Source organism: Acinetobacter colistiniresistens, from assembly GCF_024582815.1.
Taxonomy (GTDB): Bacteria; Pseudomonadota; Gammaproteobacteria; order Pseudomonadales; family Moraxellaceae; genus Acinetobacter.
The window spans coordinates 1,428,957-1,443,821 of sequence record NZ_CP102099.1; the positions used below are offsets into that span (position 1 = coordinate 1,428,957).

Here is a 14,865-nt window from a genome sequence, read left to right on the forward strand (position 1 = left end):
AAATTGTAGGCGAGTGTGTATGCAAATCGAGATTAAACGTATTTATGATCCTATCGCCGTTTCCGATGGCAAACGTGTCTTGGTAGATCGTTTATGGCCGAGAGGAATATCGAAAGAACGGGCACATTTGGATTTATGGCTCAAGGAAATTGCCCCCTCAACCGAGTTGCGACAGGCATTTTGTCATCAAGCCGAGCATTGGCTGAGTTTTCAGCAGGGCTATTATCAAGAATTAAGTCATAATCCACATGTTCAAGAACTGAGAGAGATGGCCAAACAGCAACCTTTAACGCTGATTTATGCGGCCAAAGACCCAGCCTTGAATCATGCTTTGGTACTGAAGAATTATCTACTTGGGAAAGAGATTCAAGGCTGAAATTTTGAAAAAGTAGCGTCTATCCATCATAATAGCCTTTTGAGTTTTTTTTATGTCTTTTCCAAATTGCCCACAATGCCAATCAGAATATACTTACCAAGATGGCGATTTATTGATTTGTCCTGAATGTTCACATGAATGGAAGGAAGGGGAAGCTGTTGCTTCAGAAGTACAGGACATTATTAAAGATGCCAACGGAAATGTCTTGGCTGATGGTGATAGTGTAACGGTCGTGAAAGATCTAAAAATTAAAGGTTCATCTTCTGTGGTGAAGGTTGGAACAAAGGTCAAAAGCATTCGCTTGGTTGCCGATGCAAGTGATGGTCATAACATTGATTGTAAAATTGATGGTGTTGGTGCGATGAAACTTAAGTCTGAATTCGTGAAAAAAGTTTAATCATCTGATCTAAAAAGGAGTATGTAGATGCTCCTTTTTAGATTTAGGCTGGAGAGGTAATTATTTTCTTTATCTGCTATTTAGTTGATTATTTTAACTGAAATTGTGGAGCGTTGTGATCACGGGATTAGGTATTAATCGCTCCTAAGTAATAAGGTATGATCTTGATTAAAGCATAATATATTGATTTATTATTAATAATCATTGTGTTTCTATGGTGCTAAGTCGATTCACAGTTTTTACATAATCGACAACTTTTTCAGTAGAAAAATTTATACTTGAAATTTCATCAAATAAATAGCTCTAATAAATGAAAATCGAACGTCCTTGGTATAATGAATATCAGAAGTATAATGTTGCTTATCAATTAAAATCACCTAGCGAGCATGAATCTTTAATTGAGATGCTAGAGCAATCTTTTCAGCAATTCAGTAATGCTGCTGCTTTTATTTTTTATGATCAAATCCTTTCTTTTACTGAGCTTGATCAGCTTAGTCTGCGATTTGCCAGTTATTTACAACAGTTAAATTTAGCTCAGCAAACCCGCATTGCAATCATGCTCCCGAATTTACTGCAATATCCAGTCATTGCCTGTGCCATTCTTCGTGCGGGTTATATTGCAGTTAATGTGAATCCTCATTATACCCCCCGTGAGCTTCAGTATCAGCTCAATGATTCTGGCGCAGAGGTCTTGATTATTATTGATGATGCGATTCCAGCTTTTCAGCAAATTGAAGCACAAACCAAGGTCAAGACGATTATCCAGACCTCGATTCCGGATTTATTGACGGAGGAAACACGATTTAAATATCCACACTTGCAAGAAAGCAAAGTGGTTCAACATGAGCTTATCGGTAATGTATATCAATTTAAAAGCATCATGAATGAGGTTGGTTCTACGCATTATCAACGCCCAGCACTCCAGCTTCATGATATTGCCTTACTACAATATACTGGTGGCACAACGGGTCTTTCAAAAGGCACCATCCTAACGCACGGTAATTTATTTATTAATACTTTGCAGATGGATGCCGCTTTTTCTTCAAATTTGTTGTTATCGTCTCAAGGTGGCAGTAGTCGAATTTTATGCCTTCTGCCGTTTTATCATATATTTGCTTTTTCTTTCAGTATTTTATATAGCCTTTATTTAGGTCAGACGGTCGTACTCATATTGAATCCACGCGACATCAATTACATTCTAGACGCTTGGCGCCGTTACTCTCCAAATGTATTTCCTGGTGTCAACACGATATTTAATACTCTCGCCAATCAACCTGATTTTAAGGAAATAGATTTTTCTGACTTCAAACTGGCCGTGAGTGGCGGGATGCCAACCTTGCAGGCAACAGCAGATTTATGGCAGCAGTTGACGGGCAATATTATTTGTGAGGTCTATGGCCTTTCTGAGACAGGGCCTTTAGCTACGTTTAATCCCAAAGGGCAAACGACTTTTAGTGGCAAGGTGGGTATCCCGGTCCCCTTAACGGATGTCGTGATTATTGATCAGCATGGCAATCCACTGCCCTATGGTCAGCCAGGTGAAGTGGCCATACGTGGCCCACAAGTGATGCAGGGCTATTGGCAAAAACCAGAAGAAACAGCACAGGTTATGACTCGGGATCAACTGTTCCGTTCAGGTGACATTGGCATAATGGATGAGCAGGGATTTATTGAACTGATTGATAGAAAGAAAGATATGATCGTTGTTTCTGGATTTAATGTTTATCCAAGGGAAATTGAAGAAGTTGTCGCCCAGTATCATAAGGTGCTCGAGGTGGCTGCGATTGGGGTAAAGGATGAAAAATCTGGTGAAGTTCCAAAAATCTTTATTGTGAGTAAAGATCCATCTTTAACGGAAGAGGAAATTTTAAGCTATACCAAAGCTCATTTGACCGCCTATAAATGTCCAAAATATATTGAGTTTGTACAAGAGTTACCGAAATCAAATATCGGAAAAATACTACGTCGACATTTAAAAGAACAACAGTAGGAGATGTTTGGCCTTGGTCTGGTTTTATAGTTTGATGCAGTCGGTCAATTACTAAAATTGAACAAAAAACAAGCTTTTTAAACTGGGATAGCTGAACTATATTGGTGGAGATAACAAACAATGATTAACTCCAATAAATAGAGGTTCTTATGTCAGGGTGGTTTGAAGTAAGTAAGGCGAGTGATGGGCAATATCGTTTTGTACTTAAGGCAGGAAATGGTGAACCAATTTTAAATAGTGAATTATATAAAACCAAAGCAGCAGCATTGAATGGGATCACATCAGTACAGAAAAATAGTCCTGATGATGGTCGATATGATCGCTTAACCTCAAAGAATGAAAAACCATATTTTAATTTGAAAGCAGCCAATCATCAGGTCATTGGAACCAGTCAGCTGTATTCCAGTGAGCAGTCGCGTGACAAGGGCATTGAATCTGTGAAAAATAATGGGCCATCTGAAACTATTAAAGATTTAACTGTTTAATCAATAAAAAAGCCGTTTCATTGAAACGGCTTTTTTATCTCTAGAGTTCAGATTAGCGGATCAATTTCGCCAATAATTCTTCTTTATTGAGGTTGCTGGCTTCAGCATCACGACGGCCTTTGTATTCGAAGGTACCTGCATCGAGACCCTTTTCACCAATCACGATACGGTGTGGAATACCCATCAATTCAAGATCAGAAAATTTTACGCCTGGACGTTCGTTACGGTCATCCAGTAGGACATCATAACCCTGTGCTTGCAATTCTGCATAAAGTGCTTCAGCGGCTTCGAGAGTGCGTGGTGATTTATGGGCATTCATTGGCACAATCGCAACTTCAAAAGGTGCAATCGCTTGAGGCCAGATAATCCCTTTGTCATCAAAGTTCTGCTCAATAGCAGATGCGATCACACGAGTCACGCCGATACCATAGCAACCCATGGTCACGGTGAGGGGTTTGCCATCTTCACCCAGCACTTTACAGTTTAATGCTTCTGAGTATTTGGTACCCAGCTGGAAGATATGACCAACTTCAATCCCGCGTTTAATTTGAATTGTGCCTTTACCATCTGGAGATGGATCGCCTTCAACTACGTTACGCAGGTCAAAGAATTCGGTAAATGTCGCATCACGATCCCAGTTTACTCCAGTTGCGTGCTTGTCGACTTCATTTGCCCCCGCAACGAAGTCAGACAGTACCGATGCAGCACGGTCTACAATCACGGTGAGCCCTTTTTCAACTAAGCCTTGCGGGCCGCAGAAGCCTGCCGTTAAGCCATGTTGTTGCAATTGCTCTTCAGTGGCAAATGTTAAAGGTGCTGCAATTAAGGGATGCTTTTCAGCTTTAATATCATTGAGTTCATGGTCACCACGCAAGAACAGGGCAACTACAGGTGTATTGCCTTTTTCATCTGTTGGACCTTGTACCAATAATGCTTTGACAGATTGTTTTGCATCGGCATTTAAGAACTGACACACATCAGCAATGGTTTTCTGATTTGGGGTGTCAACCACGCTGTAGGCTTGGGTTGCAGCAGCACGTTCACCGACCAAAAGCGCTTCAGCCATTTCAACATTGGCTGCATAGTCAGATTCAGTAGAGAAGGCAATATCATCTTCACCGCTGGCTGCAAGGACATGAAATTCATGTGATGCAGAGCCACCAATTGATCCTGTATCTGCTTGTACTGGACGGAAATCCAGCCCCAGACGGGTGAAGATACGGCTATAGGTGTCATACATCACATCATAAGTTTCTTGTAATGATGCTTGATCGATGTGGAAAGAATAAGCATCTTTCATGATGAATTCGCGAGAACGCATTACACCGAAACGTGGACGAATTTCATCACGGAATTTGGTTTGAATTTGATAGAAATTCAACGGCAATTGTTTATAACTTTTCAGTTCATTACGTGCTAAATCAGTAATGACTTCTTCGTGGGTTGGCCCAAGCACGAATGGATTGTCATGACGATCTTTAAAACGTAGAAGTTCTGGCCCATATTGTTCAAAACGGCCAGATTCTTCCCAAAGCGCTGCAGGTTGGGTCACTGGCATAAATACTTCCAATGCGCCAGAGCGATTCATTTCTTCACGTACAATCGCATCTACTTTCTTTAAAACACGCGTTCCCATGGGCAACCAAGAGTATAAGCCAGAAGCGAGTTTACGAATCATCCCCGCACGTAACATCAGCTGATGAGAAATGACCTCAGCATCATTTGGGGTTTCTCTTAACGTTGCAAATAAAAAGCGGCTTGCGCGCATGGAAACTGTCCTAAAGTTAAGTGTTATTTAAAAAGTGCTACAACAACGAGCAAAATAATATGCCCAGTTTTGGGCAATGGGCATTATGACATGAATCATTCAATTTGGCGCAGTATAAAGTAGAGCTGAGTATTTAAATATTCGAATTACTTAAAATTTAATGTCGAGATTGTAAAAGGGCATATGGATTAAGTCGGGCCCAGCGCATTTAAGCGCTGGATAATATCGCTATACTCGACTTCAGTCTTGTGATAGGCATTACGGAGGCTTTCCACCGTTTTTTTGATGTTCTCAATATTTTGAGTGTTATTTTCCAGATTGTTTTTAAGCTGTGCTGGCAGTACTTCACCTTTACGATGATATTCCATCTCCTGACGTTTAAACGCGATTTTATCCTTTTGTAATTGTTGTAATTGTTCTTGCTGATAGTTTAGCTGTTTTTTCAGGTTCGCCAAAATTTGGTCTCGTTTTGTTGCGGCAATTTGTGGGTTGCCATAGGCGCGTTTTAGTCTTAAGTCCTGTTCGCGACGACGCGCTACGGATTCCCGTTGTGCAGATTGTTGGGCATCTGCTGCTGCGTTGTAGGGGTTATTCCGTTTTATCACTTGCATGTTGCGATCTAGTGCTTCGTAGCCGTAACGAATATGATTTGGGGAAACGGAAGTGCTGACATTGGCAACGCCATTTTTGTCATAGTAACGATACCAGACAGCTTTAGGTTGTTCTGTGGTAGCAGCACTGGAATAGCTAACAAAACACAATAGAAAAAATGAACAAATGTAAGTACGAGTAATCGTTGTAAAGTGACCCATGCGAAAACCGCACTTTAACGAACCAGTCATTACATTCCCCGAAAAAAGTTAATTAAATCACTTATTTTTAAATAATAATCAGTTGTATATTAGTGCTAATTTCTACATTTAAAAATAGTTATTCAGCAAAAAAATTAGGAATTTAATTAAAAGTGTGAACTGTTTGTGATTGTGTAGAGAAACTGATAGGTTGGTTCAAAAACTTCATTGATAATGCAAGTAAAGATATGTTAAAAATATCAACTAATCTGTATAAAACAAATTAAACCAACCATAATTTGTATTGAGTATTGGGGCGGGACAATAAATGGAAGATAAATTTCAAAATTTAAAGGTGATGGTGATTGACGATTCAAAAACGATTCGTCGTACAGCTGAAACGTTATTGCAGCGTGAAGGTTGTGAAGTCATTACCGCTGTTGATGGCTTTGAAGCATTGTCAAAAATTGCAGAAGCCAATCCTGATATCGTTTTTGTTGATATCATGATGCCTCGTTTAGATGGTTATCAAACCTGTGCATTAATTAAAAATTCTCTAAGTTATCAAAATATTCCAGTGATTATGCTATCAAGCAAAGACGGTTTGTTTGACCAGGCAAAAGGGCGTGTTGTGGGCTCGGATGAATATTTAACCAAGCCATTTAGTAAAGATGAGTTGTTAAACGCGATTCGCAACCACGTTAGTGCATAATAAAAGTTAAGATTGAGGAAAAAATGGCTCGCATACTTATTGTAGATGATTCACCTACAGAAACATTTCGCTTTAGAGAGATTTTGACAAAGCACGGTTATGACGTTATTGAAGCGACCAATGGTGCTGATGGAGTCACAATGGCTCAAGCTGAATTGCCAGATTTGGTGCTGATGGATGTGGTGATGCCAGGGATGAATGGCTTTCAGGCAACCCGCCAAATCAGTAAAGGTAAGGATACACAACATATTCCTGTTGTGATTGTCAGTACCAAAGATCAGGCCACAGACCGTGTGTGGGGTAAACGTCAAGGGGCTTACGACTATTTGACTAAACCCATTGATGAACAGCAACTTATTGATGTCATTAAACAATTATTAAGTTAATTTTTTGCTCAAGTTGAGCCTTCTCATTACTCAATACGGGATAGGGTATGGCAGCAAATGGATTTATCGAATTGCTTCGTTTATCCAAGCGAGGCAATAAACAATACACTTCAACTCAAAATGAAGTCAGTCGTTGGTCTGGTATTGCATTTGAGATGTTAGGGCAATATTTTGTTGCGCCTTTAGGGGAAATTTCGGAGGTGATTTATCCGCCGAAATATACACCAGTACCAAATACTCAGGCGTGGGTAAGAGGTTTGGCCAATATTCGTGGACGTCTGCTTTCAGTTTCTGATTTAACACATTTTATTTCAGGGCAACGGAGTCAGTTTTCACCAACGCAAAAAGTGATTTGTATTAGCCATCAAGACCATTATGTGGGGTTGGTCGTCGATCAGGTTTTGGGGATTCAACACTTTAACAAAAAGAGTTTTTTCTCCCAGAATAATGATCTGGATAATAAGCTGAAAGATTATTGCCAAGGTCATTTCCATCAACATAATCAACAATGGCATGTGTTTTTATTGAGTCGTTTGTTAAGCAATCCTCAATATATGAATGCATCAATAAAATTTATAAACTAATTCTACGCTACGGAACATAAACGCGTATTCGGGGAGAAGCTGATATGGGCTTTAAACTTAAAAAAAAGAACGGCAATGGCGATAGTGCCGGGCTGAAAAAAGGCGGTGCGTTCTTCGATAATATTCGAACGCAACTTGACCAGTTTTCGCGCTTATTCGGTGAAACAGAGAAATCAAAACCGATTATCTATCGCGCTTTAATTGCTTTGGCCCTTGCAGTTATTCTCCTCATTTACTTATTCGTAAGTGTTCCTCGTTCGAATCAACTCACCCGTAGTCTCGGTGAGTTGCGTTTGTTATCACAAACCATTTCACGTCAAGCAACGGAAGCTACTGCATCTGGTACACCAGAAGCAATGAAGAAGTTGGTTGAGTCTGAAAAGCAATTTGCTGAAAACCTGAGTACCGTTGAAAGCGTGTATGGTAAAGGTTCGGATGAATACAAGAAGGTGAGTGGGCTTTGGGACAATGTTTCTAAAAACATTGACCTGATTGCATCGCAACAAAAAGTTATTAACCAGCTTTACGATACCAACATTTCGATTAGTGAAACCATTCCTGAGATTCAGGCTGAATATAACTTGATGGTTGATCAGATGGTACGTGAGAACATGCCGAGTAGTCAGGTAATCATTACCAAGAACCAGGTGTTCATTGCCGAGCGTATTTTACGTTCGATCAACTCGGTACTGGTGGGAACAGATAACTCAAACGTTTCGGCGAATGACTTTGGTGCCGATATTGATACCTTTGGTGTGTATCTAAATGCGCAGTTGAATGGAAGTGCTGAACTGGGTGTAGACCGAATTAGTTCTGCCGCTTTACGTGAATCTGTGGATAGTATTAAGTCTGACTACGATGCAGTATTGAAGTCTGCGGCAGCAACAGTACTTCAAAACGCCAATCAGATTGTTCGTGTACGCCAGGCATCTTCACAAATTTTCACCCAGTCAGATGCACTTCTTACTTCACTGAATGATTTATCGAATAAATCTGAAGGCGGCTGGGGTAATGTCTTTGCTGGTATTGTTTTAATTTTATCGTTAGCGGCATTGGTGTTCTTTGTATTACAACTCTTGATGTTACGTAGTAATACCGATAAAGAGCGCGTAACACGCTTACAAGATGAATATGACCGTAACCAAAATGCGATTTTACGTTTACTTGATGAAATTGCAGACTTGGCAGATGGTGACTTACGTTCATATGCAACGGTATCAGAAGATTTTACAGGTGCGATTGCCGACTCGATTAACTTTGCGATTGATCAGTTACGTGACCTTGTTTCCCGAATTACCGATACCTCGCAAGAAGTTGCACGTTATACCCAAGACACTCAGAACATTACCAACCAGTTGGCAGAGGCATCTGAGCATCAGGCACAAGAAATCGCAGGGGCATCTGCGGCAATGAACGAAATGGCATTGTCAATTGACCAAGTATCTGCCAACGCATCTGAGTCTGCTGACGTAGCACAACGTTCAGTACAAATTGCAACCAATGGTGCGCAAGTGGTAAACCGTTCGATTGAGGGGATGGATCACATTCGTGAACAGATTCAAGAGACTTCGAAACGTATTAAGCGTTTGGGTGAATCTTCACAAGAGATTGGTAACATTGTCTCGCTGATTAACGATATTGCCGACCAAACCAACATCTTGGCATTAAACGCTGCGATTCAGGCGTCGATGGCGGGTGAAGCGGGACGTGGTTTCGCGGTCGTAGCCGATGAAGTACAGCGTCTTGCAGAACGTTCTGCTTCCGCAACCAAGCAGATTGAAAGCCTGGTAAAAACCATTCAGACGGATACCAATGAAGCTGTAATCTCGATGGAACAAACCACGTCGGAAGTTGTCCGTGGTGCGAACTTGGCGAAAGATGCGGGGATTGCACTAGATGAGATTCAAACGGTATCGGGTGACTTGGCAAAACTGATTGCAAGCATTTCCGATGCAGCGAAACTTCAGTCTGCCTCAGCAAGTCATATTGCTACGACGATGAATGTCGTGCAGGAAATTACTTCACAAACGACAACAGCAACGTTTGATACAGCGCGCTCAGTATCTGAGTTGGCAAACATGGCTGAATCATTACGTGAGTCTGTAACTGACTTTAAGTTACCAGACTAAACCGAATTGGAAAGGCAGATGGGGGTGTCTGCCTTTCCATTTTTAAAGAGGTTGGATATCTCAACAAGATGATGGTGCAGTGGGACTACATCTTGTGTAATAGATAGACGTAATTTTTACCCACATTGGTGGATAAAAACGAAAGAAGCAGCTATGAAACAAATATTAAAAACGTTAGTTGAAACGATGACGCTTCCTGAAGACAGTTATCTTGAGCAAGATGCAGAGATTCTTGAGATTTTTATTGAAGAATTAGATGAAATCTTTGTTGAGTTAGAACCATTACTCGTTCAGTGGGCGGAACAACCACATCAGCAGAATGTGTTGAGCGATATTCGCCGCCACTTTCATACCTTAAAAGGTTCTGGAAGAATGGTGGGAGCTAAATCTTCAGGTGAGTTGGCATGGACAGTTGAAGATACGCTGAATCGTGTTATCGCAGGCACGATTAGCTTGAATGCAGATATTCAGCGTTATGTAGAAACAGTGTTCAATATTTATCGTTTTAAACTTTGTCATGATTTTAAAGCAGTTCAACAGCATTTAATCGACTTTAGACCTTTGGTCGTGTTGGGACAGCAATTACAACAACAGCAAAGTCCTGAACCAGCCTTAGCAGAATTACTTCATCTTGCGACTGATTTAACCAGTGAAGAGCAAATGACTGGACTTGAGCAGATGGAGGAAACAGCAACCACTGATCTCGAACAGCAGCAGGTTGAGCCTGTATCTGAACTTGAATGGGCGGCACCGTTTGAAGATGAGGCACTGGCTAAAGAAACCTTGGCCATTTTCCAAGAAGAAGCCGAAGAACATCTAGCCACCATCGACCAATTTTTGCAGAATGATCGCCCAAGTAACGACCATTATAATACCTTGATTCGTGCATTACATACCTTACGTGGCAGTTCTGCCATGGCGCATGTGAATCACGTTTTTGAGGCGAGCTCAAAAGTTGAGAATCTATTTAAAACCTTATTACAAGAAGAGTTGGATTCTAGTTCGGATGAAACGGCTTTGCTGACGCATTATGCGCAGTTTGTACGGGATTATTTGCATACATTAAAACAACAGGCTTCACAGCAGAAACTCGATGAAATCTATCAGACGTTTAATGTGGCATGGGACAGTTACGATTTCCAGCTTGAAGAAAAGAATGGTGCTGCAATAAGACCGCAAGGCTTGGTATCTGAGTTGCTTGAACTCAATATCAATGATCTTTTAGATGTCGAATTTGATTTTGAGAGTCGTGCCCGTCAGGAGTTCCCTCAATACCTGCAACTACTCAGTCAACAAACAGAGACCTTGTTACAGCATACGCATCATCATGCAACCATCGGGATGTATCAATACACCAGTCTGTTGCGTTCTAGCTATCAAGATCTGATTTTTAAGCCAAGTTTACTGCATTTGGATTATGCATTTGAGCTCTATCACCAAGTCCATCAACAGTTTATCCAGCTATTTGATACCTTGGCGGCGGGACAGCGCGTCACTTTAACCAAAGCACATGAACGTGTTTTAAATGAGTTGAGTTCATTTACACAACAAAATGTTGAATCTTTGGATGACATATCTGTTGTAGAGGAAGAAGATGCAGCTGAAGAAACAGCAGCGACTGAAGCTCATGCAAAAGCTGGTTCAGCTATTCAAACAACGGATTTTTCCAGTCAATTTGCGCTCGATAAACAGCAGTTGCAGTCAAGTGAAGCAAACCGTGATTTTGACCCGGATCTCGTGGAGATTTTCCTTGAAGAAGCAGATGAACTGCTTGGCGGAATTGATACTGACCTGAACACTTGGGCAACTGATCATCAAAATATCAATGCGTTAAAGAATCTGATGCGTTATTTGCACACCCTAAAAGGGGGAGCAAATATGATTCAGGCACGTCATATTGGCTTGATTGCGCATGAACTAGAAACTCTCTATGAAAAGTTAATTAATCAGCAGATTCAAGCAACACCACAATTGCTTACAGCGATTCGTTCAGTTCAGGATGATATTGCCGATCGTATCCAAACCATTCGTGATCAGCAGGTCGATTATCCTGCCACGCATACTTTAGCTGTGCTTGAGCAGTTATCGAAAACAACAGTTGTTGCTGAGCAGCTTGAACGTGAAACTGTGCCAGTCACCGTGCCTGAGCAACTAAAAACAGCCGAAATGGAAGGCGATGATACGGAAGTTGCTCTTACTGCGACGCCACATAAGGTTGAATCGATAACGACGACGATTGATGTTACTGCATTTGCAGCGCAACTCGCGCTGGATAAGCAGCAGTTACCGTCTGATCAGGCCAATCGTGACTTTGATCCAGACCTGATAGAGATTTTCCTTGAGGAAGCCGATGAGTTGCTGGTCGGGATTGATGCGGATCTGAATACGTGGACGACGGATCATCAAGATATCAATGCCCTCAAAAACCTGATGCGTTATTTGCACACCTTAAAAGGGGGTTCAAATATGATTCAAGCGCGTCATATTGGTTTGATTGCGCATGAATTAGAAACCATTTATGAGAAGCTGATCAATCAACAGATTCAGGCGACACCACAACTGATTGCCATTATTCGTTTGGTACAGGATGATATTGCGGATCGTATTCAAACCATTCGTGATCAGCACACCGATTATCCATCGACCCATGTGGTGCAATTATTGCAACACGCTGATCAATCGGATGTTGCTTCTGTTGAGTCTGGGCTTGAAACAGCACACGAGTTTGAAAGAGTTGAGTCGAGCCAAGTCGAGACTTTGCTGGAACAGCCTGAGTCTGTCAAAACCGAAACGCTGGTCGATGAACAGCCTGTTGACGTTGAGTCAGCGTCTGAGTGGGTTGAAACCGAAGTTCTTGAGCATACTGCAGCGGCACAACTGCCGCAGACAGTGCTGGAGCCTACGGATGATGACGTTCGTTCTCTGGTTGAGCAAACCTTCCTTGAAGAAGCTGAAGAACTGCTGGAGCAAGCACAAGGCTTATTGAAGCAATGGTTTGAGCAACGGGGTAACCGTAGTTTATTGCTACAGTTACAACGTATTGCGCATAGTCTGAAAGGTGGCGCGCGCATGGCTGAAATGGATGCCATTGCGATTATCGCCTACCATTTAGAGAATGCTTTTGAGCAATTTGGTGTACATCATTTCAATTCGAATGTGTATGACAACCTGCTCAATACCGCATTGGCATGGTTAAATGATGCCATCTCTAAACGTCAATATGCAAATTTTGACGGCTTGAAACAAAGCTTGGAGAAGATGGAGTTTGTCGATGTATCTGCACAACTTCCTCAGAAGCTCTCGACCAAAGATATCTTTACACCTGAATTTACCATGGAGTTTGTGCAGGGGGATGGCACTGAACCTCCATCGATGTTGGGTGAGTGGGAAACCACGGAACGCATAGAACAGAACAATGAAATGATTCGTGTCTCTGCTGAGGTCATCGAGAAGATGATTGACCTGTCAGGGGAAAATGCGATTAACCGTTCACGTATTGAAATGGATTTGGGTCAGTTAGGCAGTACGTTGACGGAAATGGAATTGGCAATCAAGCGTTTGGCGGATCAGTTACGCCGAATGGAAGGTGAGTTGGAAAGCCAGATTATCGCCCGTCATGGTGGCGAAGAGGCACGTTATGCAGACTTTGACCCACTGGAAATGGACCAATATTCATCGTTGAATCAGCTCTCCAAATCACTTGCTGAATCGGCTTCGGATTTGGTTGATTTTAAAACGACACTGTCTGAAAAAATACGTGATACTGAAGGCTTATTACTACAACAGTCGCGGATTCAGGCTGAAATTCAAGAAAGCCTGATGCGTACCCGTCTGGTTCCATTCTCTCGTCTATTGCCACGTCTGCAACGTATTGTGCGCCAAACGGCATCGACGTTGAATCGACCAACAGAACTGGTGGTGAACAATACTGAAGGTGAATTGGACCGCAGTATTCTTGAGCGGTTGGTTGCACCATTTGAGCATATGTTACGTAACGCGATTGACCATGGTATTGAAGATCGTGAACAGCGTTTACAAGCACAAAAACCAGAAACTGGGCATATTGTGTTGAACATTGGTCGCCAAGGGACAGATGTCGTGGTGACGTTCAGTGACGATGGTAAAGGGATTGATGTTAACCGCATCAAAGAAAAAGCGTTACAAACTGGCCTCATGACCAAAGATCAGAAACTGGATCAGGAAGAAATTCTACAGTTTATCTTCCATCCAGGCTTTAGTACGGCAACCCAAGTGACTCAAATCTCGGGTCGTGGTGTGGGTCTTGATGTGGTTCAGAGTGACATTAAGGCCTTGGGTGGTCATGTCAGTGTCGACTCTACGCTGGGTAAGGGAACAACCTTTACCATTCGCGTACCAACCACGGTTGCCGTCAGTGATGCCTTGATGGTAAAAGCAGGCGATCAGCAGTTTGCCTTCCCATTGGCTCAGATTGACCGTATTGTTCGTATCTCTCCATTGGCGTTAGAACAATACTTTGAAAGTCAGGATGACTATTTTACCATTGACCAAGAACGTTATCGCTTACGCTACTTATCCGAGTTCGTTGCAGGACAACCTGTTCCTCGCTTAAGTGGAGTGGTTCATTCTTTACCTGTGTTGTTGATTAAAGGTGCTCAAGGACAAACCACAGCCCTGTTGGTTGATCAACTGATTGGTTCACGTGGACAGATTGTCGTCAAACCGGTGGGGCAACAGTTCTCCAATATTGGGGTGATTGCAGGTGCAACGATTCTTGGTGATGGTCAGGTCTGTTTGATTCTGGATGGTCAAAATATTGCACGACAAGCGCAGTCTACTGCGCGGAGTAAGCAGGCAGATGAGACATATAGCAAACAGCGTTATGATGAGCGTCGCTTGATTATGATTGTCGATGACTCGGTGACCGTACGTAAGGTGACCTCACGTCTGTTAGAGCGTCAAGGTTATGATGTAGTGACCGCGAAAGATGGTGTGGATGCCATAGAACAGCTTGAAACCGTGAAACCAGACCTGATGTTACTGGATATTGAAATGCCGCGTATGGATGGTTTTGAAGTGTCGAATCTGGTACGCCATCATGAAATACACCGCGACTTGCCGATCATCATGATTACATCACGTACTGGTGAGAAGCATCGTGAACGTGCACTATCACTAGGCGTTAACCAATATATGGGTAAACCATTCCAAGAAGAAGCACTCTTGGAGAATATTGAAAGCTTACTTACGGTGCGCTAAGAGGTAAAA

General features: G+C 42.0%; 11 protein-coding genes. 9 read left to right on the forward strand and 2 right to left on the reverse strand.

The features are described 5' to 3' along the window. Window positions 1-19 precede the first annotated feature (19 nt). From NQU59_RS06915 to NQU59_RS06930, 4 genes are all read left to right on the forward strand, one after another. A complete protein-coding gene (locus tag NQU59_RS06915; RefSeq protein ID WP_043971706.1) occupies window positions 20-376 on the forward strand; it encodes a DUF488 domain-containing protein in 357 nt (118 codons plus the stop codon). A gap of 52 nt (window positions 377-428) precedes the next feature. Beyond that, a complete protein-coding gene (locus tag NQU59_RS06920) occupies window positions 429-773 on the forward strand; it encodes a zinc ribbon domain-containing protein YjdM (RefSeq protein WP_005244069.1) in 345 nt (114 codons plus the stop codon). 316 nt (window positions 774-1,089) lie between these two features. Beyond that, on the forward strand, window positions 1,090-2,763 hold the full coding sequence (locus NQU59_RS06925; RefSeq protein ID WP_257066211.1) for an AMP-binding protein: 1,674 nt from the start codon (window positions 1,090-1,092) through the stop codon (window positions 2,761-2,763). A gap of 149 nt (window positions 2,764-2,912) precedes the next feature. Next, window positions 2,913-3,248: a YegP family protein gene (locus NQU59_RS06930; protein WP_257065410.1), complete on the forward strand. Its 336-nt coding sequence runs from the start codon at window positions 2,913-2,915 to the stop codon at window positions 3,246-3,248. 52 nt (window positions 3,249-3,300) lie between these two features. Here the strand turns inward: NQU59_RS06930 and NQU59_RS06935 are convergent, their stop codons facing one another. Then, on the reverse strand, window positions 3,301-5,016 hold the full coding sequence (locus tag NQU59_RS06935; RefSeq protein WP_257065411.1) for a proline--tRNA ligase: 1,716 nt from the start codon (window positions 5,014-5,016) through the stop codon (window positions 3,301-3,303). A 188-nt stretch (window positions 5,017-5,204) separates the two neighbouring features. Then, a complete protein-coding gene (locus NQU59_RS06940; protein WP_043971709.1) occupies window positions 5,205-5,858 on the reverse strand; it encodes a hypothetical protein in 654 nt (217 codons plus the stop codon). 277 nt (window positions 5,859-6,135) lie between these two features. On the opposite strand from NQU59_RS06940, the gene pilG reads away from it, so the two are divergent. The 5 genes from pilG (at window position 6,136) to NQU59_RS06965 (ending at window position 14,856) form a co-directional block, all read left to right on the forward strand. Beyond that, the gene (pilG, locus tag NQU59_RS06945) at window positions 6,136-6,519 is read left to right on the forward strand and encodes a twitching motility response regulator PilG (RefSeq protein WP_005244059.1); all 384 of its coding nucleotides are present in this window, start codon (window positions 6,136-6,138) and stop codon (window positions 6,517-6,519) included. Between the two features lie 23 nt (window positions 6,520-6,542). Beyond that, window positions 6,543-6,905 carry a response regulator gene (locus NQU59_RS06950; protein ID WP_257065414.1) on the forward strand — a complete coding sequence of 121 codons (363 nt, stop codon included), beginning with the start codon at window positions 6,543-6,545 and terminating at the stop codon, window positions 6,903-6,905. Between the two features lie 47 nt (window positions 6,906-6,952). Next, window positions 6,953-7,489 (forward strand): chemotaxis protein CheW, encoded by a 537-nt coding sequence (locus tag NQU59_RS06955; protein ID WP_005244057.1) that lies wholly within the window; start codon window positions 6,953-6,955, stop codon window positions 7,487-7,489. A 44-nt stretch (window positions 7,490-7,533) separates the two neighbouring features. Beyond that, window positions 7,534-9,618 (forward strand): methyl-accepting chemotaxis protein, encoded by a 2,085-nt coding sequence (locus NQU59_RS06960; RefSeq protein ID WP_043971712.1) that lies wholly within the window; start codon window positions 7,534-7,536, stop codon window positions 9,616-9,618. A gap of 153 nt (window positions 9,619-9,771) precedes the next feature. Further along, entirely contained in the window at window positions 9,772-14,856 is a 5,085-nt protein-coding gene (locus tag NQU59_RS06965; protein WP_257065419.1) for an Hpt domain-containing protein, read from the forward strand. The last annotated feature ends 9 nt before the right edge of the window (window positions 14,857-14,865 follow it).